General features: G+C 68.7%; 20 protein-coding genes and 1 tRNA gene. 12 read left to right on the top strand and 9 right to left on the bottom strand.

The window, feature by feature from the left end; genetic code table 11:
- Positions 1–40 precede the first annotated feature (40 nt).
- Entirely contained in the window at positions 41–502 is a 462-nt protein-coding gene (locus tag MRBLWH3_RS05860) for a methyltransferase family protein (protein WP_363429582.1), read from the top strand.
- Positions 503–679: 177 nt separating this feature from the next.
- Here the strand turns inward: MRBLWH3_RS05860 and MRBLWH3_RS05855 are convergent, their stop codons facing one another.
- A complete protein-coding gene (locus MRBLWH3_RS05855) occupies positions 680–1,081 on the bottom strand; it encodes a PPOX class F420-dependent oxidoreductase (protein WP_363429580.1) in 402 nt (133 codons plus the stop codon).
- A gap of 124 nt (positions 1,082–1,205) precedes the next feature.
- On the opposite strand from MRBLWH3_RS05855, the gene MRBLWH3_RS05850 reads away from it, so the two are divergent.
- Positions 1,206–2,063 carry an aldo/keto reductase gene (locus MRBLWH3_RS05850; protein WP_363429578.1) on the top strand — a complete coding sequence of 286 codons (858 nt, stop codon included), beginning with the start codon at positions 1,206–1,208 and terminating at the stop codon, positions 2,061–2,063.
- Positions 2,064–2,109: 46 nt separating this feature from the next.
- Here the strand turns inward: MRBLWH3_RS05850 and MRBLWH3_RS05845 are convergent, their stop codons facing one another.
- Complete coding sequence (locus MRBLWH3_RS05845) at positions 2,110–2,412, bottom strand: hypothetical protein (protein ID WP_363429576.1); 303 nt, start codon at positions 2,410–2,412, stop codon at positions 2,110–2,112.
- A 119-nt stretch (positions 2,413–2,531) separates the two neighbouring features.
- Between MRBLWH3_RS05845 and MRBLWH3_RS05840 the strand changes: the two genes are divergently transcribed.
- The 3 genes from MRBLWH3_RS05840 to MRBLWH3_RS05830 all read left to right on the top strand — a co-directional run bounded on the left by MRBLWH3_RS05840 (position 2,532) and on the right by MRBLWH3_RS05830 (position 5,840).
- A tRNA-Ser gene (locus MRBLWH3_RS05840) sits at positions 2,532–2,622 on the top strand.
- 795 nt (positions 2,623–3,417) lie between these two features.
- Positions 3,418–4,401 carry an alpha/beta hydrolase gene (locus MRBLWH3_RS05835; RefSeq protein WP_363429574.1) on the top strand — a complete coding sequence of 328 codons (984 nt, stop codon included), beginning with the start codon at positions 3,418–3,420 and terminating at the stop codon, positions 4,399–4,401.
- A 116-nt stretch (positions 4,402–4,517) separates the two neighbouring features.
- Positions 4,518–5,840 (top strand): MFS transporter, encoded by a 1,323-nt coding sequence (locus MRBLWH3_RS05830; RefSeq protein ID WP_363429572.1) that lies wholly within the window; start codon positions 4,518–4,520, stop codon positions 5,838–5,840.
- 50 nt (positions 5,841–5,890) lie between these two features.
- Here MRBLWH3_RS05830 and MRBLWH3_RS05825 read toward each other — a convergent pair whose 3' ends face one another.
- The gene (locus MRBLWH3_RS05825) at positions 5,891–6,886 is read right to left on the bottom strand and encodes a LacI family DNA-binding transcriptional regulator (RefSeq protein WP_363429570.1); all 996 of its coding nucleotides are present in this window, start codon (positions 6,884–6,886) and stop codon (positions 5,891–5,893) included.
- Positions 6,887–7,033: 147 nt separating this feature from the next.
- Between MRBLWH3_RS05825 and MRBLWH3_RS05820 the strand changes: the two genes are divergently transcribed.
- The 7 genes from MRBLWH3_RS05820 to radA all read left to right on the top strand — a co-directional run bounded on the left by MRBLWH3_RS05820 (position 7,034) and on the right by radA (position 16,219).
- A complete protein-coding gene (locus tag MRBLWH3_RS05820) occupies positions 7,034–7,870 on the top strand; it encodes an alpha/beta hydrolase (protein WP_363429568.1) in 837 nt (278 codons plus the stop codon).
- Positions 7,871–7,911: 41 nt separating this feature from the next.
- Positions 7,912–9,414 carry a stalk domain-containing protein gene (locus MRBLWH3_RS05815; RefSeq protein WP_363429566.1) on the top strand — a complete coding sequence of 501 codons (1,503 nt, stop codon included), beginning with the start codon at positions 7,912–7,914 and terminating at the stop codon, positions 9,412–9,414.
- Positions 9,411–10,682 carry an MFS transporter gene (locus MRBLWH3_RS05810; protein ID WP_363429564.1) on the top strand — a complete coding sequence of 424 codons (1,272 nt, stop codon included), beginning with the start codon at positions 9,411–9,413 and terminating at the stop codon, positions 10,680–10,682. The genes MRBLWH3_RS05815 and MRBLWH3_RS05810 overlap by 4 nt, the downstream gene beginning before the upstream one ends.
- Complete coding sequence (gtfA, locus tag MRBLWH3_RS05805) at positions 10,679–12,163, top strand: sucrose phosphorylase (RefSeq protein WP_363429562.1); 1,485 nt, start codon at positions 10,679–10,681, stop codon at positions 12,161–12,163. The genes MRBLWH3_RS05810 and gtfA overlap by 4 nt, the downstream gene beginning before the upstream one ends.
- Before the next feature lie 178 nt (positions 12,164–12,341).
- Positions 12,342–13,715: an MFS transporter gene (locus tag MRBLWH3_RS05800; RefSeq protein WP_363435329.1), complete on the top strand. Its 1,374-nt coding sequence runs from the start codon at positions 12,342–12,344 to the stop codon at positions 13,713–13,715.
- Positions 13,716–13,767: 52 nt separating this feature from the next.
- Positions 13,768–14,721, top strand: coding sequence for an L-lactate dehydrogenase (locus tag MRBLWH3_RS05795; RefSeq protein WP_363429560.1), 954 nt, complete (start codon positions 13,768–13,770; stop codon positions 14,719–14,721).
- Positions 14,722–14,848: 127 nt separating this feature from the next.
- Positions 14,849–16,219: a DNA repair protein RadA gene (gene radA, locus MRBLWH3_RS05790; protein ID WP_363429558.1), complete on the top strand. Its 1,371-nt coding sequence runs from the start codon at positions 14,849–14,851 to the stop codon at positions 16,217–16,219.
- Between the two features lie 177 nt (positions 16,220–16,396).
- Here radA and MRBLWH3_RS05785 read toward each other — a convergent pair whose 3' ends face one another.
- From MRBLWH3_RS05785 to MRBLWH3_RS05760, 6 genes are all read right to left on the bottom strand, one after another.
- Complete coding sequence (locus MRBLWH3_RS05785; protein ID WP_363429555.1) at positions 16,397–16,807, bottom strand: dehydrogenase; 411 nt, start codon at positions 16,805–16,807, stop codon at positions 16,397–16,399.
- 132 nt (positions 16,808–16,939) lie between these two features.
- Complete coding sequence (locus tag MRBLWH3_RS05780) at positions 16,940–17,656, bottom strand: FadR/GntR family transcriptional regulator (RefSeq protein WP_363429553.1); 717 nt, start codon at positions 17,654–17,656, stop codon at positions 16,940–16,942.
- Between the two features lie 128 nt (positions 17,657–17,784).
- On the bottom strand, positions 17,785–18,558 hold the full coding sequence (locus MRBLWH3_RS05775; RefSeq protein ID WP_363429550.1) for a 3-oxoacyl-ACP reductase: 774 nt from the start codon (positions 18,556–18,558) through the stop codon (positions 17,785–17,787).
- A gap of 11 nt (positions 18,559–18,569) precedes the next feature.
- Positions 18,570–19,928, bottom strand: coding sequence for an aldehyde dehydrogenase family protein (locus MRBLWH3_RS05770; protein ID WP_363429548.1), 1,359 nt, complete (start codon positions 19,926–19,928; stop codon positions 18,570–18,572).
- A complete protein-coding gene (locus tag MRBLWH3_RS05765; protein ID WP_363429546.1) occupies positions 19,925–20,650 on the bottom strand; it encodes a gamma-glutamyl-gamma-aminobutyrate hydrolase family protein in 726 nt (241 codons plus the stop codon). The genes MRBLWH3_RS05770 and MRBLWH3_RS05765 overlap by 4 nt, the downstream gene beginning before the upstream one ends.
- Positions 20,651–20,657: 7 nt before the next feature.
- On the bottom strand, positions 20,658–22,013 hold the full coding sequence (locus MRBLWH3_RS05760) for a glutamine synthetase family protein (RefSeq protein WP_363429544.1): 1,356 nt from the start codon (positions 22,011–22,013) through the stop codon (positions 20,658–20,660).
- Positions 22,014–22,018: the final 5 nt, after the last annotated feature.

The following is a 22,018-nucleotide window of genomic DNA, read 5'->3' as shown; positions in this document are numbered from 1 at the left end:
GCCCACGGTAGGGCAGGGGCGCCCGGGTTACACTGCGAGCATGGCGGACGCGCCGGCCTACCGGATCTGGCCGCCGGTCGCGCTCGGGGTCCCGCTCGTGGCCGGGTGGATCCTCACGGCCGTCGCGGGCGACCCGGTCACTCTGCCGATCGGGCCCTCCCGTGCGTTGGCCGTCATCCTCGTCGTCGCGTTCGCACTCTGGAACGGCTGGGCGATGTGGCTCATGGCCAGGCACCGCACCGCGCTGCTGCCGGGCGGTGCGACGCGCGAGATCCTCGACCGCGGTCCGTTCCGCGTGAGCCGGAATCCGCTGCACCTCGGTCTGATCGCGCTCGACGTCGGTCTGGCGCTGTTGTGGCCGTCGTTCTGGGCGCTCGTGTTCACGCCCCTCGGGGTGGCGGCCCTGTGGTGGGGCGCCGTCGCGCCCGAGGAGCGCTACCTCGGCGAGAAGTTCGGCGCCGAGTACGACGGCTACCGCGCGCGGGTGCGTCGCTGGCTCTAGATGGCCGCGATCAGCCGTCCGGACTCGATGGCGAAGGCGTCGGCGCATTTGCCGTTTCTTGCGGGCGAGGAGCCGGTCGCGCTCGGCGAGAACTCCCCGGTACGGCGTCGTCGGCGGATGCCCAGCGTACGGCGTCGGCTCCACCCGGAGGCCGCCGAGGATCTTCGTCGCACGACCCTAGGAGGCGGCGCGGTCCTCTCGGAAGAGGCCGCCGCTGCCCATCGCGCGCGCAGGGGTCAGAAGGATGGCGACGCGGAGCGGGTTCACGCGCGGCGGGCGGTACCGCTCGGTATAGAGGGCCACCGCGAGCGCGACCTCGTCGGGGTCATCATGGACCGCCGCTGTGCCCTGGAAGGAGAGCCAGCGAGCGCCGTCGACCTGGCTGATCGTGGCGGTGCCGTCGCGCCGCACGTTGCGGACCTTCTGCGAGTCGCGCGACGTGATGATCCGCAGCACCCCGTCGTGCAGCGTGAAGCCGACCGCCACCGCATGGATGCCGCCCCACGGCGCCAGCGTCGAAAGCGTGCCGATGTGTCGCTCGTGCACGAACTCGACGCCCGCCTCCGACAGTTCCCGCACACACTCCAGGCTACCGGGAGATTCGGCGTCGTGACGCGAGGGGGGCTCCCGCCGGGACCGCGCACAACCTACAGTCGTTGAGAGACCCGAGAGGCGCCTCCAGCACCCCGAGGAGGAGGCAGGCGTGGTGACCAGCATCCCGCTTTCGAGCGGAGCACGGATGCCGCAGCTCGGCCTGGGCGTCTACCTCGTGACCGACGTCGCAGTGTGCGAGTCGAGCGTGAGGTCCGCCCTCGGCTCGGGGTACCGGCTCATCGACACCGCGGCCGTGTATCGCAACGAGCGGGCGGTGGGACGCGGCATCCGTTCGTCCGGAGTCCCGCGAGAGGACATCTTCCTCACGACGAAGCTGTGGCCCTCCGACTACCGATACGACAAGGCGCGCGCCGCGATCGACGGCTCGCGGGAACGGCTCGACTGCGGACCCCTCGATCTGCTCCTGCTGCACCAGCCCGTCGGCGACGTGAAGGGGGCGTGGCGGGCGATGGAGGATGCCGTCGACCGGGGCGTCGTCCGGGCTATCGGGGTGAGCAACTTCACCGTGTCCGACCTGGAACGCCTGCGCTCGGTGGCGCGGATCCCACCCGCCGTGGACCAGGTGGAGCTGCACCCCCACTGGCAGCAGCCGGAGCTGCTCCCCTACCTCGCCCAGCACGCGATCGCGGCGGAGGCGTGGTACCCGCTCGGTCACGGTTCGACCACGCTGCCGGCAGAGCCCGCGGTCGTGGGAGCGGCGGCTGCGCACGGGAAGTCGGCAGTGCAGGTGATCCTGCGCTGGCACGTGCAGCGGGGGTTCGTGGCGATTCCGAAGTCGACCAATCCCGCGCACATCGCGGCGAACATCGACGTCTTCGATTTCGAGCTCAGCCCCGCCGAGATGGCCGGGGTCGACGCGCTCGGCACGGACCGTCCGACGTTCCGCCTTCCCCGCTGGATGATGGCGGCCACGATGCCGCTGGCGCACCCGCGACCCCTGGGGTAGAGGTGCCGGGTGATCAGCGAAGGTCGTGAGGCTCGTCTGAGCCGGCTCAGCCGGTGCGCGTGCCGACGATGGTCGACGGCGGGAACGGACCGGCCTGCGCGGTGCCCGTCAGCCGGTTGCCGACGACGTGCAGCGTGACGGCCAGCGACATCGGCAGCGGCGCGACGAGGTCGAGCGAGAACTCGGCCGTGTCGCCCGAGACCGTGCCACCGCGGATCGCGATCGGGCCGGTGGGGCCGATCGCGGTGCCGGTGAGCGAGCTGCCGACGGTGATCAGGGTGACGTCGAAGTGGTGGGAACCCGCCAACGTCGCGACCTCGAGCGCCCACTTGCCGTCTATCGCTGCCACGCCGATCTCTCTTCCGCTCGGACGACCACGCGGCCGTCGAGGCCATTCTGCTCGACCTCGAGCCTGCGCGCACAGCACCGATTCGCGGCATCCCGTCGTCGTGTCGTAAGCTTGTCGGCGGTGACGTGTCCGAGCGGCCGAAGGTGCAACTCTCGAAAAGTTGTGTAGGGTAACCCCCTACCGTGGGTTCAAATCCCACCGTCACCGCCATTTTCCCAGATCAGCCCCATTTTCTATGGGGCTGATCTGCGTTCGGGAACAGACCTCGGACAGATGAAGGCCGTTTCGTTCCCACTTTGTCCGCACGGGCGGCGTGACGCGGGCCCATGCCGGCGGTTTCCGCGTGCGAATCCTGCGGTTCCGGCTCGGAGCGCGCGGCATCGCGGCTCATCTGCGCGATCGGCGTGACCACGGTCGTCACCGTGGGAGAGGAATCTGAGCGCGCTCTCAACTTGGTCTGCAACCACCGCCCATCAAGCACCGACGGCTAAACATTTAGCTCCGAACCCTCAGACGACAATTCGCGCCTTACCGAGCGGTCACTCCCTCAAAATCGCGAGAAACAGAGGGCTGACAGCCGAAGGATCCGCCGGCAGGTCTCTGGTTGACAAGCTTGACCGCCTCTGGATAGCATCCGAGACCAGAAACATTCAGCTAATCTATGAAAGATTTAGCACGACGAAAGAGTCGCTGTGTCCGTCCTCACCTGGACCTTCGAGAGTCGCCATCTCGTGCGAAGGACCTCGGTCTCCGTCCTGCTCCCCGGCCGCCCACGCGAAGAGGTTCCGGCGCGCTTCTCGTTCATCGCTCGAGTGCGGGGCGCGAGCGCAGAGAGCCCGGCGGTCTGCACACCACGACCTGTGGCGGCGTCCTCTACATCACCGATCACCACGCCGAGCGGTCGCGCAACATGGCGTACCTGATCGCGGATCTTCTCGCCTGATGCCCGTCGAGACCTCGAATCCGCAGCACCCGACCGTCACCCTTTCCGAGACAGGAGTTCCCATGACCACCCTCCCTCCGACCGTCCGCCCGCCGTTCGACGAGGAGCTGGTGCCGCAGCTCGAAGCCATGACCTCCTTCATGCCCAAGCTGCTCGCCGATTCCCTCCCGCAGATGCGTCAGATGATGGTCGACGGGATCCCCGACCTCCCCGAACCAGACCTGACGGCCGGAGGAGCGGTGGTCGTCGAGGAGATCACCGTGCCCGGACTGCACGGCGCGCCTGAGGTGCCTGCGCTGATCCTGCGCCCGTCGAACGGCGCAGCCATCGCGCCCGCCGTCCTTTACGCCCATGGCGGCGGAATGGTCCTCGGCTCTGCGCGCCTGGGTCCTGACGTGCTCTTCCTGGAGCGCGTCGCACGGGGCGAACTCGTCGTGGTCTCTGTCGACTACCGGCTCGCTCCCGAGCACCCGCACCCCGCCCCTGTCGAGGACTGCTACGCGGCGCTGCGCTGGCTCTCGGAGCACGCCACCGAGATCGGAGCCGACCCGGACCGTCTGATCATCTGCGGGATGAGTGCCGGCGGCGGTCTCGCAGCGGGCACGGCGCTGATGGCGAGGGATCTCGGCGGGCCCGCTCTGACGCATCAGATCCTGATCTGTCCCATGCTCGACGACCGCATGACCACGCACAGCTCTCAGATGCTGCTCGACGAGGGCGGATGGGATCGGGAGTCGAACGAGTTCGGATGGACGGCGCTGCTGGGCGAGAAGCGCGGCGGTGACGATGTGTCGCCATACGCCGCGCCGGCGCGTGCGGAGGATCTGTCGGGTCTGCCTCGGACGTACATCGACTGCGGATCCGTCGAGACCTTCCGAGACGAGATCCTCGATTACGCGCGGCGGCTCTCCGAGGCCGGCGTGAGCGTCGACCTCCATATGTGGGGCGGCGGTTTTCATGGTTTCGAGGGCGTGGTGCCGGATGCTGCGCTCGCCCGGGCATCCAGATGGGTGCGGGAGGAGTTCACCGCTCGCGCGCTCGCGTGAATCGCCCCAGGAGAATCGGCGCAGCGAGGGCCGACATATCGTGCTAAATATCAGCCCTGTTAGCTTGATAGTACTCAGGAAGACACCGTCTCCTGAAGCCCGACAAAGGAGTCCCCATGACCACCCCGACACCAGATCTGCCCCTGGCCACCACCGCCGTCGATATGGAGGAGGTGCCCTCGGCGACCGCTCTTCGTGAGCCGAACGGTTACCGAGCGAAGTACTTCTTCGCATCGATCGGCCTCTTCCTCGCGATCTTCGCTCCGGGCCTCGGTGGCATGGCGGTGAAGATCCAGTCGCTCGTACCGCTGGAGGAGGCGGGCACTGCTCTCGGGATCGTCACCGGCATCGGCGGGTTGTTCGCGATCGTCACGCAGCCGCTCATCGGGCGGCTGTCAGACCGCACCACGTCGCGTTGGGGCATGCGCAAGCCATGGATCGTGGTCGGGACGGTCGGCACCTTCCTGTCACTGCTGGTCATCCCGCTCGCGCCGAGCGTCGCCGTGGTCGCGATGGGATGGTCCGGCGCGCAGTTGTTCGTCAACGTCGCGCAGGCGGGATTGACCGCCACCATCGCAGACCAGGTGCCCGAGCGTCGACGCGGTCGCGTCTCCGGGCTGGTCGGGGCGACAGCCCCGATCGGCATCGTCCTCGGTGCGTTCGGCCTCACTCTCCTGCCGACGGACCTGCTCCGCATGGGCATCCCCGCCGTCATCGGATTGGTCGCGGGACTCGTCTTCGCGCTGACCCTGAAGGATCGCGTGCTGAAGAGCCGTCCGGCGCGGTTCAACGTCAAGGAGTTCTTCGCAGCGTTCGTCTTCAACCCCGTGAAGTACCGCGACCTCGGGTGGGCATGGCTCACGAAGGCGATGTTCGTGTTCGGCTACGCGTCGATCGTGACGTACCTCCCGCTCTACCTGGCCACGAACTTCGGAATGACCGCCCCCGGGGACCAGCTGCAGTTCAATCTCTACTGCACGATCGTCATGACCGTGTTCAACGTGGCGTTCGCGCTCATCGGTGGAGTATGGAGCGACCGCGTCGGCAAGCGCCGTGTGTTCGTGACCTGGGGCGCGGTGATCACGTCCTCGGGCGTCGCCCTCTTCGCCATCGCGCCGACATTCGGTATCTCCGCCGGGCTCGTCGCGCTGCTCGTGGGCCAGGCGCTGATCGGGATGGGCGGAGGGCTCTTCCTCGCGGTCGACATGGCGCTCTGCATCGAGGTGCTGCCCGACAAGAATCAGATCGCCAAGGATCTCGGCATCCTCAACATCGCGAACCTGCTGCCCGTTGCCTTTGCGCCGTTCTTCGCAGGGATCATCTTCATCCCGCTGGGCGATTCACTCTTCGGGGCCGGCTACGCGACCTGGTTCCTGGCCGCAGCGGCCGTGTCGTTCGCGGGCGGGCTGCTCGTCTACCGGATCAAAGGAGTGCGCTGACGCGCGATGTGATGGTATGACGCCGACGGCAGCGTGCGCTGCCGTCGGCGTCATACCGTCGCTGGGGAGCTCGCGCGAACGACGAGGGTGGTCTCGAACGAGCGGATGACGCCGATCATGGCGTCGCGGTTCGTGACCGACTGCTGAAGCGTCCTCGCGCACTCGAGGCTCATCTCGTCGACGGGCACCCTCACGCTCGACACAGCGGGGCGCACGACCGTGTTGATCGGACTATCCCCGTAGGACACCACCTCGACATCGTCCGGCACGGTGAGACCCCTCCGGGTCAGCCCCTCCATCACGCGAGCCACCATCTGATCGTTCAACACGAAGATCCCCGTGCGCTCGTCGATCGATATGGCGTCGATCGCTGCGTCGAAGCCGGCCGCATCGTAGACATCGGCGAAGACCTGCTGAACCTGTGCGGATGAATCCGCTCCTCCACTTTGGCGGAGCGTGTCGGAGAATCCGACGGTACGCAGGCTGAGAGCGCGGCTGGCGTGCGGCGGCGCAACGACGGCGAACTGGCGCAGGCCGCGTTCGAGGAAGTGCTGCATGACCGTTCGCCCGGCGCCGTAGTCGTCAACGACCACGGATGCGCACCCCCGCGCCGTGCGGTTGTACAGCGCGATCGGGATGTCGAACGAGTGCTCGTCGATGAACGCGACATCTTCGTCGGTGAGGCCGACCATGATGGCGCCCCGCGCGAACTCCGGGGTGATCCACTGCGACTTCTCGGAGAGTCGCCCGCGCTCGAACGGCAGCACCATGCAGTCGACGGCGAGGCCGTTGTCGCGCACGAACGCGCTCGCACCCTCGAAGAACTGCCTGATCGGTCCCGACTCGAAGTCGCTCGGGGTCAGGATCACCCACAGCGGCGGGGTCGATGCTCGCGAACGGCGCGATGACGGGACCCGGACATAGCCGAGGTGGCGGGCCGCTTCGAGCACGGCATCACGAGTCTCGGGTGCGATTCGGAACTCGTCCGCACGCCCGCCGAGGACCACCGACGCCGTGGTCGATGAGACGCGCGCGCGATCCGCCACGTCTCGGAGCCTCACTCCATTTCGTCGAACCATCGGGTAACACCTCCGAGCTAAATGTTAGCTTTGCTAGCGTGAATTGTCGAACGGCAGTTCCCACGCTGGTTCCCGCCCGCTGCGCCGTTCGACTCCCGACCGAAAGGGGTCAGCATGTCGGTGATGACATGGAACTTCGAAAGCCGGATGCTGCGGGGCAACACGGAGATCACGGTGATTCTTCCGGACATGCCGCGCACTCGCACGCCTGCGGAGCACTTCGCTGCCGATCGGCGCCACCCTGTTCTCTGGCTGCTCCACGGGACGTTCGGCGATCACACCGATTGGCTGCGCAAGACCAACATCGAGGTCTACGCCGAGGAGCGGGGGCTGGCCGTCGTCATGCCGAGCGCGCTGAACAGCGACTACTCGAACTGGTCCGGCTTCTCGCTGGGGTACCACGCGTACGACTACCTCACCGATGAACTGATGCCGATGATCTACGGGAGTCTTCCGGTCTCCGCCGCGCGTGAGAACAACTTCATCGCGGGTCTCTCGATGGGTGGCCGCGGCGCCATGAAGTTCGCCGTGAACCACCCGGATCGATTCGCCGCCGCCGCTGTGCTGTCGGCCGCGCCCGTCGATCTGTCCGCCATCGACGAGGAGACACTCGCCGGCTCGGACGACTTCATGATGCGCCGACTGCGCGGTCAGGTCGAGAATGCGGGCGGACTCGCTGCATACCGGGATTCTCCAGACAACACCTGGGCCCTCGTCGAGCGCTTGGCAGCGAGCGGCGACCTGCCGCGTCTGTTCTTCGCGGTCGGCGGCGACGATCTGCTCGCCGACCGTCTCTTCCCGGAGTTCCGTGCCCACGCCGAGGGCAGCGGACTGGACGCTGAGTTCTGGACCAGCCCCGGACACGACCACGAATGGCGGTTCTGGGATGCGGCGATCCAGCGTGCCCTCGACTTCTTCCGCCTCCCGATGCAGGAGTCGAACCGATTTTGAACGAGCCGACATCCGACCGATCCGCTGATGAGGCCCCGCGCGTGGCGCTCCGCCCGCCATCGTCCGTTCAGCTGCGGGCCGGCGACCCCGACGACGACAACCGTGAGTATCTGCCTGAGAGCCTGAAGGAATCGCGGGTGGTGGTGAACGAGAACGGGAACAACTCGCAGCCGTATCCCGCTCGTCTCCGCGAGCACCGGGCCGTGCTCTCCGACGGCGTCGCGCACGAGTGGTACTCCTTCGTGCCGGAGAACTACGATCCTTCCGCTCCCTCGCCACTGGTCGTGTCGCTGCACGGTGGCCTCATGACCGGCTGGGGGCAGGCCGTGTACAGCTCATGGACGATGATCGCCGAGCGGGAGGGCTTCATCGTCGTGTTCCCGAACGCGACTTCCCGACGGATGTGGACGTTGGACGTCGCCGCCGAGCACATCGAGGCGGCGACGACGCCGAACCCGGCCATGGTCTACCTCGATCCGCCCGCGGACACCATCGAGGACTTCGCCGACATGAAGTCGATCATGGCCCTCATCCAGTGGGCGTGTGGCGAGTACGCCGTCGACACCCGACGCGTCTACATCCAGGGGATGTCGATGGGGAACTCCATGGGCGACCAGTTCGCTCGGCGGTATGGCGCGCTCCTCGCCGGCGTCGCAGGATCGGGCGGCCCCTCGGCACTCGGGCTTCTCTACGACGCGGACGGGCTGCCGCTGAACCGGAGCGGACCCGTCCCGACCTGGCTGACCCTGTGCGAGTACGACACAGCGCCTCCCTTCGCGGGAGGGACCGACCGCGCGGTCTTCCGAGGCAACCGCGACTACTGGCTCGCGGTCAACGGCTGTGATCGTCTGCCGCGACTCCGTATCGACGGCCACGACAATTTCGCGTTCTACGAGGGAGGAGCGGCGCCCTTCGTCTTCCGCGACGTCAAGAACCGCGACCACGGTCAGACCTTCGACGAGGCGGAGCTCGTCTGGAGCCACCTCTTCTCGGGGCAGCGCCGCGCCGAAGACGGAGCGGTGATCACGGATGCCCCCCGCGCGCCGCGCGAGGGAGACCTCGCCGCCGTGGCGGTCGCGGACGCCCGGTCGCGAGCATGGGTCGCGGGTCGGCCCGTGGCGTTGGGCGGCACCGCGATCCGGCGCACCGCGTGGAAGTACCACGGGGTCGTCGGCGACCCGTTACCCCGAGGCGAGCACATCCTCGTCCCGGTGACCTTCTTGGCTCAGGCCTTCGGGGGATCCGTGTCGGTCGCGGCCGACGGGTCGACGGCGGAGTACCTCCTGTCCGGCGGACGCAGACTCACCTTCGCGGCGGGGTCGATCGGGTGCGTGGTGGACGACACGCTCCGCGCGATGACCATCGAGACCGTGCTCACGGAGGGCACCCTGCACGTCCCGATCGAATGGATTGCGACGCATCTCCTGGGCCTTCATGCGTCGACGTGCGCCGGTGTGCTCTTCATGACCGACCATCATGCGCTGCTCTCCACGCACATGGCGCACCTGATCGACGACCTCCTCGCCGATGAGGTGGCGGGGTGACGTCGTCGGTAAGCGAGCGCGACGCCGCCGCGGAACGCGAGCGCGAGGGGCCGCGACGGCGTCGCGGGCGTGTGCGCCCCGCGACCATCTGGTCGCGGGGATTCGCGCTGATCCTCGTCATCAATCTCGTGATCAGCATTGCGCAGTACATCGCGCTGGCGATCGTGCCGCTGTACGCCTCGGATCTCGGAGCGTCTGCTCTGGTCATCGGCGTCGTCGCGGGCATCTTCGCGGTGACGGCGCTGGGAGTCCGTCCCTTCGTCGGGCCGGCCACGTTCCGCTTCCGGCACAGCCGACTGCTCGCCGTGACGGCACTTCTCATACTCGCCGCCTTCGTCTGCTACTCGTTCGCGGATTCGATCGCCGTGCTGGTCGTCGGGCGACTGCTGCACGGGATGGGCATGGGGCTTCTCGCGCCAGTGGCTCTCATGCTGGCCAGCAATGCCCTCCCCTCGTCGCGGATGGCCTCGGGGATCGGGGTGTTCTCCCTCGGTCAGGCCGTCGCCATGGCGGCCGGACCGGCACTCGGAATATGGCTGATCGGCGTGCTCGACTACCGCGGCACATTCCTCATCAGCGGCGGATTCATCGTGCTCGCTCTCTTGCTCTCGTTCGCGGTGTCGAGTCCGCCGGCACAGGAGACGGGGCCCCTCCGGATCACGTGGCGACGGATCGTGGCGCCCGAGGCCCTGCCCGCCGCCATCGTGATGTTCTTCCTGGCGGGCGCATACTCCGCCGTGAACTCCTTCATCGTGATCTATGCGAAGGGAGCCGGCGTGGCGGACATCGGATTCTTCTTCACCGTGTACGCCGCGACCCTCCTGATCAGCCGCCCGGTGGCCGGTCGTGTCGCCGATCGCTTCGGTCTGCTCAGCGTCGTCGTGCCCGGAATGCTGCTCTTCGCCGCGTCCTTCGTCCTCATCGCGAACGCGCGGACGCTGGCGGAATTCGTCCTCGCCGGGGTCCTCTCGGCGTTCGGCTACGGCGTGTGCCAACCGGCGATCCAGAGCCTCGCACTGCTGTCCGTGTCGAAGGAACGTCGCGGAGTGGCCGGCAGCACCACATATATGGGCGTCGACCTGGCGTATCTGGTGATGCCCGTCGTCGCCGGATGGATCGTGTCCATGGCCCACACCGAGGATCGAAGCGGGACGGATGCCTATTCGGTCATGTTCGTGTGGATGCTGATCCCCATCGCCGTCGCATTGCTCGTGTACATCGCCGTCAGCCTGCGCTCCCGCTCCTCAGCACGGAAAGAAACACCATGAAACCCATCTCGAACCAGCCGATGCTCATCTCCTACGCCGACAGCCTCGGCGGCGATCTCGCCCGTCTCGAAGCGGTCATGGATCGGGAGTTCGCGGGCGCCTTCGGCGGAGTTCACGTGCTGCCCTTCTTCCGCTCTTCGGGTGATCGCGGCTTCGCCGTCATCGACTACGACGAGGTGGACCCGGCGTTCGGCGACTGGGACGACCTGCGTCGCATCGCGGAGAAGTACTATGTCATGGCCGACTTCATGATCAACCATGTATCCATCCGCTCCGCCGAGTTCCGTGACTACATGGAGCGCGGAGAGGACTCCCCGTACCGCGAGATGTTCGTCCACTGGGACGAGTTCTGGCCGGCGGGCGAGCCCACCGAGGAGGAGATGGCGATGCTGTACCGGCGCAAGGCACAGGGACCCTACAAGATGTTCACCCGCGCCGACGGCACCGAGGTGCGGCTGTGGAACACCTTCTTCGACGAGCAGGTCGACATCGATCCGCGGAGCGAAGCCACTCAGGAGTACTTCCGGCGCAACCTCGGGCGGCTCGCCGATCTGGTCCCGCTGATTCGCTTCGACGCGTTCGCATACGCCACAAAGCGTCCGGGGACGAGCTGCTTCTTCGTCGAGCCCGACGTGTGGGAGGTGCTGGACATCGGGATGGAGCCGCTCCGCGAGCGCGGTACGCAGATGCTGCCCGAGATCCACGAGAACTACCGCGTCCAGCTGGCAATGGCCGCGCGGGGGCATTGGGTGTACGACTTCGCGCTGCCGATGCTGATGCTGCACGCGCTCATGAGCGGGCGCACCGACCGGCTGCGCCACTGGATCGAGATCTGCCCCCGCAAGCAGTTCACGACGCTCGACACCCACGACGGCATCGGGGTGGTGGACGTCGCGGGCCTGCTCTCCGACGACGAGATCGATCTGGTGTCCGACCGCGTCAACGCGAAGATCGCCGACAGTCGGCAGTTCGTGAAGGCGCCCCCGGGGATGGTCAAGCGCGGCGCCGAGAAGGCGCGGCAGTATCAGCTCATGTCGAGCTTCTACTCCGCCCTCGACGAGGATGACGACGCCTATCTGCTCGCGCGCGTCCTCCAGTTGTTCGTCCCCGGAATCCCGCAGGTCTACTACGTCGGTCTCCTGTTCGGCGAGAACGACGTCGACGCGCTGAAGGCCTCGGGGGACCCGCGCGGGATCAACAGGCATGACTACACGACCGCGGAGATCGTGGAGAGGGTCCGCCGCCCTTACGTCGCACAGCTCCTGGACATCCTCCGCTTCCGGAGCGAGCACGCGGCGTTCGACGGCGAACTCCGGCTCGAGGGCAGCTCGGATGACGGCGCTCTCATCCTCACCTGGGTCAACGGCGAGCACGAGGCGGCCCTTCACGCGGACGTGGCCCGCCACGAATTCCAGATCATCGCGACGAACGTCGACGGGGTCCGCGCACTCGTCTTCGAATCCGCCGTACAGAACGCGTGACGGCGGCAGTCGACCCGGACATCGCCGGTGTCGTCTCGCGGCTCCGGGAGCTCGAGATGCAGGTCGGGGTCATGGGTTCAGATCCCACCGTCACCGCCAACCGGTGTCGCCGGGCGGGTCTAGCGTGGAGACCGTGACCCACGATCATCCGGCGGAGGCGGCATCCGTCGCGGGACGTATGGCCACGACGCAGCGGTACGTGCTGTGGATCGCGGTGCTCGCCTCGTTCGTCGCGTTCCTGGACGGCACGATCGTGAACGTCGCCCTGCCGGCGATCAGCGACGAACTGGGCGGCGGCATCACCACGCAGCAGTGGGTCGTCGACGCGTACCTCATCACGCTCGGTGCGCTGATCCTCGTCGCGGGAGCCGTGAGCGACGCCTACGGGCGGGTGCTCGTGCTGCGCATCGGGCTCATCGGCTTCGGCGTCGCCTCCCTGGCCATCGCCGCGGCTCCGACGGCCGAGTTCCTCATCGTCGCGCGGGCCGTGCAGGGAGCGGCGGGCGCGTTCCTCGTTCCCAGCTCGCTGGCGCTCATCACCTCCAACTTCAGCGGACCGGCGCAGAGTCGTGCCATCGGCATCTGGACGGCGACGACCACGTCCGCCATGATCGTCGGTCCGCTGCTCGGCGGGATCCTGGTCGACTTCGCATCGTGGCGGTGGGCGTTCCTCATCAACATCGTGCCGATCGGCATCACGATCATGCTGCTCGCGCGGGGCGGGTTCCGCGACACCCGGCGCCCCGATGCGTCGATCGACTGGCTCGGCGCGGCGCTGTGCGCTCTCGGCCTCGGCAGCATGGTCTTCGCCCTCATCGAGCAGCCCGATCAGGGGTGGGCCTCCCCCGCGATCTGGCTCCCGCTCGTCGTCGGCGCAGTGCTCTTCCTCGCGTTCGTGCTGCGGCAGCGCACGGTGCGGCACCCGATCCTTCCGCTCGACCTGTTCCGCGTGCGCAACTTCTGGACGGGCAACGTCGCGACCACGTTCATCTACGGCGCGCTGGCCCTCAATGGGCTCGTCGTGGTCGTGTACCTGCAGGAGGGCGCCGGCCTGCCCGCCACCCTCGCCGGACTCGCGAGCCTGCCGATGACGATCCTGATGATCCTCTTCAGCTCCCGCGTCGGCGCGCTGAGCGGCCGGTGGGGGCCGCGCTTCTTCATGACCGTGGGGCCCCTCACGATGGGCGTCGGCGCGCTGCTGCTCCTCACGGTGGGGACGGTCTTCTCGTACTGGTGGCAGGTGCTGCCGAGCATGATCGTGATGGGCGCCGGCCTGGCGCTCACCGTCGCACCGCTGACGTCGGCGATCCTCGGCTCGATCGAGCCCGAGCGCTCGGGCATCGCCTCCGCCGTGAACAACGCGGTCGCGCGCGTGGCCGGACTCCTCGCCATCGCCCTGCTCGCCACCATCGTCGGGGGCGCGCTCGACCTCGAGGGCTTCCACCGCTCGGCCATCGTCACAGCCGTGCTCATGATCGCTGGTGGGATCACCTCGTTCTTCGGCATCCGCAATCCGGATCGCGCGCGCGACTCGGGTATCGTCGCGCCTTAGACCCGGCGGCCGGCGGTGGCTCGCAGCATCCGTGGACTGCAAGACTGGCGCCATGGCCGTCATCGAGAATTCGAAAGTCACCATCGTCGGAGCCGGCAGCGTCGGCTCGAGCGCCGCATATGCCGCGCTCATCCGCGGTTCCGCCCGCCACGTCGCCCTGTACGACATCGCCACCCAGAAGGCCGAGGCCGAGGTGCTCGACCTCGCGCACGGCACGCAGTTCACGGGCACGAGCGACATCATCGGCGGCAGCAACCTCTCGGTGGTGGAGGGGTCGCACGTCGTCGTGATCACGGCAGGAGCGAAGCAGAATCCGGGTCAGACGCGCATCGAGCTCGCCGGGGTGAACGCCGGGATCATGAAGACGATGATGCCGCAGCTGCTGAGCGTGGCACCCGACGCCGTCTACGTCATCGTCACGAACCCGTGCGACGTGCTCACCGTGCTCGCACAGGAGCAGACCGGCCTCCCGCCCGAGCGCATCTTCGCGTCGGGCACGGTGCTCGACACATCGCGTCTGCGCTGGAAGCTCGCCGAGCGCGCCGGGGTCTCGACTTCGAGCGTGCACGCGTACATCGTGGGCGAGCACGGCGACACCGAGTTCCCGCTGTGGTCGAAGGCCACGATCGGCACTGTCCCGATCCTCGAGTGGGTCACCCCGGCGGGCGATCGCATGACGGTCGAGGAGCTCGACCAGATCGCCATCGACGTGCGCGACGCCGCCTACAAGGTGATCCAGGGCAAGGGCGCGACGAATTATGCGATCGGCCTGTCGAGCGCGCGCATCATCGAGGCGATCCTGAATGACGAGCGCGCGGTCATGCCCGTCTCGCCCGTGCTGCACGACTTCCACGGCGTCGACGGCGTGGCCCTGTCGGTGCCGTCGCTCGTGAGCGCGGCCGGCGCCGTACCCATCCGCGAGACGAAGTTCGCCCCCGATGAGCTCGAGCTGTTCCACGCCTCGGCCGACGCGCTGAAACAGGTGGCGGAGTCGTTGCGCGGCTGATCGGGCCGACGTGAGGGGGACGGATGCTGCGCCCCGCGGCATCCGTCCCCTCAACCGCGCGGGCGGGGCCGTCGTTCCCGCGCGCGGGCTCGCGGGAGATGTCGCGGGCTGGACGTAGGCTCATCGCATGCCCGCTGCCCGACGCCCGACGCAGACCGTCCCTTACCGGTGCACCGAGTGCGGCTGGACCACGGTCAAGTGGGTCGGGCGCTGCGGCGAGTGCCAGCAGTGGGGCACCGTGGTCGAGGCCGCCGAGCAGACCGGCATCCTCCGGTCGGTCACGCCGGTGTCTCCCGGCGCGGGGCGCGCTGCCCAGCCGATCACGCGCATCGACACGTCCGACGCCCCGCGGCGCACCACGGGTGTCGGCGAGTTCGACCGCGTGCTCGGCGGCGGGCTCGTGCCGGGCGCCGCCATCCTGCTGTCCGGCGAGCCGGGCGTCGGCAAGTCGACCCTGTTGCTCGAGGTCGCCGCGCAGTCCGCGAAGGCCGGGCGCCGCGTGCTCTACGCGAGCGCCGAGGAGTCGACGGCGCAGGTGCGGTTGCGTGCCGAGCGCACCGGCGCCCTCCACGACGAGCTGTACCTCGCGAGCGAGACCGACCTCGCCACGATCCTCGGGCATGTCGACGACGTGACCCCCGATCTCCTCATCGTCGACTCGGTGCAGACGGTGTCGTCAGCGCTGTCGGAGGGCATGGCCGGGCATCCGTCGCAAGTGCGCGAGGTGGCGGCGACGCTGATCCGCATCGCGAAGGAGCGGGGTCTGCCGACGATCATCGTCGGCCATGTCACGAAGGACGGCTCGATCGCGGGGCCCCGCATCCTCGAGCACCTCGTCGACGTCGTGTGCCAGTTCGAGGGCGACCGGCAGACGTCGCTGCGGTTCGTGCGTGCGCTCAAGAACCGCTTCGGGCCGACGGACGAAGTCGGATGCTTCGACATGACCGGCGCCGGCATCGCCGAGGTTCCCGACCCCAGCGCGCTGTTCCTCGGGCACGGCAGCACCGAGCCGGGAACGTGCGTCTCGATCGCGCTCGAAGGCCGACGCGCGCTCCCCGTCGAGGTGCAGGCTCTCACGATCGACAGCAAGTCGGGCAACCCGCGGCGCATCGTGAACGGCGTCGATGCCGCACGGGTCGCGACCGTGCTCGCGGTCCTCGAGAAGCGGATGAAGATCAAGACCTCGGATCAAGACGTGTACGTCTCGACGGTCGGCGGGGTGAGATTCGCCGAGCCCGCGGCCGACCTCGCGATCGCTCTCGCCGTGGCCAGCGCGGTCGAGGGATGGACGATTCCCCGGCACATCGCCGTGGTCGGCGAACTGAGCCTGGCCGGCGAGGTGCGGCCCGTCACCCAGGCGACGCAGCGGCGCAGCGAAGGAGCGCGTCTCGGCTATCGGGACGTCATCGACCACCGCTCAGGATCGCTGGGCGGCGCCGTCAGTGACGTGCGGGTACGGTCGAAAGCCCGGCCCGGTGAGGACATCCCCGGGTTCTGAGGTTCGGCTCAGCGGCCGCGAGGCCGGCGTCGGCGCCCGGCGTCGACGTACCCGAGCATGATGGGGATCACGAGTCCAGCCGCGCACACGACTCCGACGAGCAGGAATTCCACCCGGTGAGTCTGCCCCGTGGTCCCCGCGGACGCAAACCCTTCGCTCGGAGTGTCCGAATCCGCTTCAGGCGTCGAGCGCGGCGATGAGGTCGGCGGGCGAGGCCTGCAGCGGGTGGGGTCCGGCGATGTCGAAGAAGACGGTGGTGATCTCGTTCTCGTGCGCTCCGAGGAAGGAGCGCAGCCACGCCGGCGACTGGAGCGCGACGCCCGGCGGCAGCGTCTCGGGCTTGTGTGCGGCGTCGCTGAACAGCAGCAGTGCGATGTCGCCGGTCCTCGCGTCGCGGTAGGTCCAGACCTCGCCGACGTCGAGCGGGTTGTCGCGGTGGCCGGGCCGCATCAGCGGCACGACGGTCGGCCCGTGCCGCAGCGCGAAGGCGACGGCGGCCATGTCCTGGGTCTGGAGCGCGTCGCCGAGCTGCGTGTTGCGGAACTCGAGCGGTTTCTTCGCCTTCTTCGCGCGCTTCTTCCCTGCCACCCGTCCAGCGTAATCGCCCGCAGAACCCCGCCTCCTCTGCTCACCTGCCGCGATCTGCCGCGCGGCTCAGCACTTCGTGACAGGTGAGCGGAGAAACCACAGACAGGACGAACGGTGGGCGCGGCAACGACGTCAGGCGAGGAAGCCGCGCAGCAGGGCCTCCGAGCCGGCGAGGTGTTCGAGGATGGCGGCTTCCGCAGCATCCGGTCGCCCGGCGAGGATCGCGGTCACGATCCGCTCGTGCTGGACGTTGGAGTGCTCGATGTTGCGAGGCAGCAGGGGGAACGTGTCGAGCCACTCGTTCACGCGCGCGCGGTTCTCGGCGGCGAGCGCGACGAGGGACGGGACTCCGGCGAGCTCGGCGATCGTCAGGTGCAAGAGGGTGTCGAGCCGGCGATAGTCGGATTCGGATGCCTCGGCCACGACCTCGTACCGCGCCCACAGCTCGTCGCGGGCGGCGGGGTCGAGCGTACGTCCTGCGGCGGCGCGGGCCGCGCCGGCTTCGAGCACTCGCCGCAGGCCCAGGACGTCTTCGAGCTCGGCGGGCGTGACGTCGCGCGGATGCGGCGGCTGCGGCAGCGGATCCGCGACGAACGTGCCGCCGTATCGCCCGCGGCGGCGCACCAGGTAGCCGGTGTCGGCGAGTTCGCGGATCGCCTCGCGCACGGTGTCCCGGCTCACGGCGTACAGAACGGCGAGCTCGCGCTCCGACGGCAGCGACTCCCCCGGCGCGACGACTCCGAGCCGGATCGTCTGCACCAGGCGCGCGACGGTGTCTTCGAGCGCGTTGCCCTCGCGCACCGGCCGGTAGACGGCCTTGCGCACCTCCTGCAGCGGGGCGTCGGTCATGACTGCGCCCCCCTTGCCTGCACCGATCGCAGGACGACCCCGATGTGATCCGCCCGGCACGCCGGTTTCGGCATCCGGTCGGACAATCGGTCCTGCAGACGGTACAGGGTTCGCATCGGAGTCAGACCTCACAGCGGCGTGACATAGGCGTTCGTGATGCCGCCGTCGACCACGAATGCGGTCGCCGTGATGAACGACGCGTCGTCCGAGGCCAGGAAGGCGACCGCGGCGGCGAGCTCCTCGGGCTCGGCGAATCGGCCCATCGGCACGTGCACGAGCCGGCGCTGCGCACGCTCGGGGTCCTTGGCGAACAGCTCCTGCAGCAGCGGGGTGTTCACCGGCCCTGGGCACAGGGCGTTCACGCGGATGCCCTGCCGTGCGAACTGCACGCCGAGCTCGCGGGTCATGGCGAGCACGCCGCCCTTCGACGCGGTGTACGAGATCTGCGAGGTCGCCGAGCCGAGCAGCGCCACGAACGACGCCGTGTTGATGATCGACCCCTTGCCCTCCGGCACCATGTGCCGGAGGGCCGCGCGGGAGCACAGATACACCGACTTGAGGTTCACGTCCTGCACGCGGTCCCACGCCGGCAGTTCGGTCGTCTCGATCGAGTCGTCGTCGGCCGGCGAGATGCCGGCGTTGTTGAACGCGATGTCGATGCGGCCGAACTCGGCGGCGACGCCGTCGAACACCGCGTCGACCTGCATCTCGTCGGCGACGTTCACCTGGCGGAAGACGCCGTCGACCTCGTCGGCGGCGACCTCGCCGCTGGCCGGGTCGAGGTCGGCGATCACGACACGCGCGCCTTCCGCTGCGAACCGTCGCGCCGTCGCCAGCCCGATCCCGGACGCGCCGCCCGTGATGATCGCGACCCGGTCCTTGAGCCTCGCCGTCAGATCCATGCTGTTCCCTCTCAGTCCGTCGCGAAGAAGACGTTCTTGGTCTCGGTGAAGTGCTCGGCCGCGTCGGGACCGAGCTCGCGCCCGAGACCCGACGCCTTCATGCCGCCGAACGGCGTCCAGTACCGCACCGACGAGTGCGAGTTGACCGACAGCACACCGCTCTTCACGCCGCGCGAGACCCGCACCGCGCGGCCCAGGTTCTCGGTCCAGATGGAGCCGGCGAGTCCGTAGATCGTGTCGTTCGCCAGCCGTATCGCGTCCGCCTCGTCATCGAACGGGAGCACCGCGACGACGGGGCCGAAGACCTCCTCCCGCGCGATGCGGTCGCCGCGACCGGCCAGCACCACGGTCGGCGCCAACCAGAAACCGTCGCCGTCAGGGGCCGAGCCGCGGAACGCCACGTTGGCGCCGTCGAGGAATCCCTCGACCGTGCTCCGATGGGATGCCGAGATCAGCGGCCCCATCTCCGTCGCCTCGTCTGCGGGGTCGCCGACGCGCCACGCCCGCACCGCGGGCTCGAGCAGCTCGAGGAACCGGTCGTACACCGACCGCTCGACCAGGATCCGGCTGCGGGCGCAGCAGTCCTGGCCGGCGTTGTCGAACACGGCGCCCGGCGCCGAGGCCGCGGCCCTGTCAAGGTCGGCGTCAGCGAACACGATGTTGGCGCTCTTGCCGCCGAGCTCCAGGGTCACGGGCTTCAGCTCGCGCGCACAGCCGGCCGCGACATCCGTTCCCACCGATGTCGAGCCGGTGAAGACGACCTTGCGCACGTCCGGGTGCGAGACGAAGCGCTGCCCGACCACCGAGCCCGAGCCGGTGACCACCTCGAAGAGACCCTCCGGCAGTCCGGCGAGACGCGCGAGCTCCCCGAGGCGCACCGCGGTCAATGGGGTCAGCTCCGCCGGCTTGAGCACGACCGCGTTGCCTGCGGCGAGCGCCGGCGCGAAACCCCACGACGCGATCGTCATCGGGAAGTTCCACGGCACGATGATCCCGACGACCCCGTACGGCTCGTGGAAGGTCACATCGAGACCGCCCGCGACCGGGATCTGCCGCCCCGAGAGCCGCTCGGGCGCACCGGCGTAGAAGTTCAGCACCTGAGCGACGTGCGACGCCTCCCACCGGGCCGACCCGATCGGGTGCCCTGAGTTGAGCACCTCCAGCTGCGCCAGCTCCTCGACGTGCGCCTCGACGACACCGGCGAACGACCGCAGCGCGTCGGCGCGCGCGACCGGCGGCAGCGACGCCCACGAACGCTGTGCGGCGACGGCGCGCGAGATCGCGGCATCCGTCTCGTCCACGCTTGCCCGCGCGATCCCGCGGATCGGCAGCGCAGTCGCCGGGTTGATGACGGTGAACACGGCGCTCATGCGGTCGGTACTTCCCGAGCTGCGTAGACGGAGGCCTCGGCCACGAGTCCCGCGAACAGCCGGCGGTCCTCCTGGTTCTGCTCAGGGTGCCACTGCACTCCGAGGACGTAGCCCTCGCCATCGGACTCGAACGCCTGCACGAGGCCGTCGTCGGTGTGGGCGGTCGCGACGAGGCCGTCGCCGAGCCGGTCGACGCCCTGATGATGGTAGCTGTGCACCGCGAGCGCGCCGGGCCCGACGAGCCTCGCCAGACGCGAACCCTCGTCGACCATGACGTCGTTCGTCGCGAAGACGCCGCCGCCGACGCGGAACCGTTCGGTGCCGAGCGCCTCCGGCAGGTGCTGGTGCAGCGTGCCGCCGCGCGCCACGTTCACGAGCTGCAGGCCACGGCAGATCGCGAGCACCGGCAGCCGTCGCTCCTCCGCGCCCCGGAAGAGCGCCAGCTCCCACGCGTCGCGATCCGGGCGGGCAGCGTCCGTGAGCGGATGCCGCTCGGCACCGTAGAGCTCCGGCTGAACGTCCAGGCCGCCGGTGAGGATGAGTCCGTCGAGCCCGTCGAGCACCGCGTCGGCAGCGATCTCGGGCTCCGGCTGCGGAGGCAGCAGCACCGCGATGCCGCCCGACGACGTCACCGAGTCGAAGTAGACCTGCGGCAGGAAGGCCGCCCGCACGTCCCACACCCCTTGCTTCGCCTGCTCGAGGTACGTCGTCAGCCCGATCACCGGCCTCCTAGAGGCGTTCGAAGCCACGGACCCTCTCCCAGTCGGTCACGGCCGCGTCATAGGCCTCGACCTCGATGCGCGCCTGGTTCAGGTAGTGGTCAACCATGTCGTCGCCGAAGGCCGCGCGGGCGATGGCCGACTGGTCGAACAGCTGCGCCGCTTCTCGCAGCGTCGTCGGAAGGTGGTCGACGCCCGCCGTATAGGCGTTGCCCTCGAGTCGATCGGGCAGCGGCAGCTCGTGCTCGACGCCGTGAAGCCCTCCCGCGATGATCGCGGCGATGCCGAGGTACGGGTTGACGTCGCCGCCGGGCACACGGTTCTCGACGCGCAGCGATGAGCCGTGGCCGATCACGCGCAGCGCGCACGTGCGGTTGTCGACACCCCACGCGATGCCGGTCGGGGCGAACGAGCCCTTCGCGAACCGCTTGTACGAGTTGATGTTCGGCGCGTAGAGCAGCGTGAACTCGCGAAGGGTCGCGAGGATGCCGGCGATCCAATGCTCCATGAACGGGCTGAAGCCGTGGTCGCGGTCGCCGGCCATGACGGGATCGCCCGCCGCAGAACGCACCGACAGGTGGATGTGGCAGCTGTTGCCCTCACGCTCGTTGAACTTCGCCATGAAGGTCACGGACTTGCCGTGGTGCCCGGCGATCGCCTTCGCGCCGTTCTTGTAGATCGCGTGCTGGTCGGCGGTCTCCTGCGCTTCGGCATAGCGGAATGCGATCTCCTGCTGACCGAGATTGCACTCGCCCTTGACGCCCTCGGTGTAGAGGCCGGCGCCGTCCATCGACAGGCGGATGTCGCGCAGCAGCGGTTCGAGACGGCCCGACGCGAGGAGGTCGTAGTCGACGTTGTAGTCGGTCGACGGCGTGAGATCGCGATAACCCTTGGCCCAGGCATCCCGATAGGTGTCGTCAAAGACGATGAACTCGAGCTCGGTGCCCGAGAAGGCGACGAGACCGCGGTCGGCGAGGCGCTGACGCTGGCGGTTCAGGATGTCGCGCGGCGACTGGACGACGGGCCCGCCGTCCTCCCATGTGAGGTCGGCCATGACGAGCGCGGATCCGGGGAGCCAGGGGATGCACCGGAGGGTGGAGACGTCGGGCCTCAGCATCATGTCTCCATAGCCGGTCTCCCAGCTCGACATCGCGTAGCCGTCGACCGTGTTCATGTCGACGTCGACCGACAGCAGGTAGTTGCACGCCTCGGCGCCGTGAGGCAGCACCTCTTCCTGGAAGAGCCGCGCCGACACGCGCTTGCCGACGAGCCGGCCCTGCGCGTCGGCGAACGCGACGACCACGGTGTCGATGTCACCGGCGGCGATCCCGGCGTTCAGCTGCTCGACGGTGAGGTTGCCCGGCATCCGTC

Source organism: Microbacterium sp. LWH3-1.2 (assembly GCF_040675855.1).
GTDB lineage: Bacteria > Actinomycetota > Actinomycetes > Actinomycetales > Microbacteriaceae > Microbacterium.
Note: the sequence above shows the minus strand (reverse complement) of the source record. Positions and strands in the feature narration are given on the sequence as shown.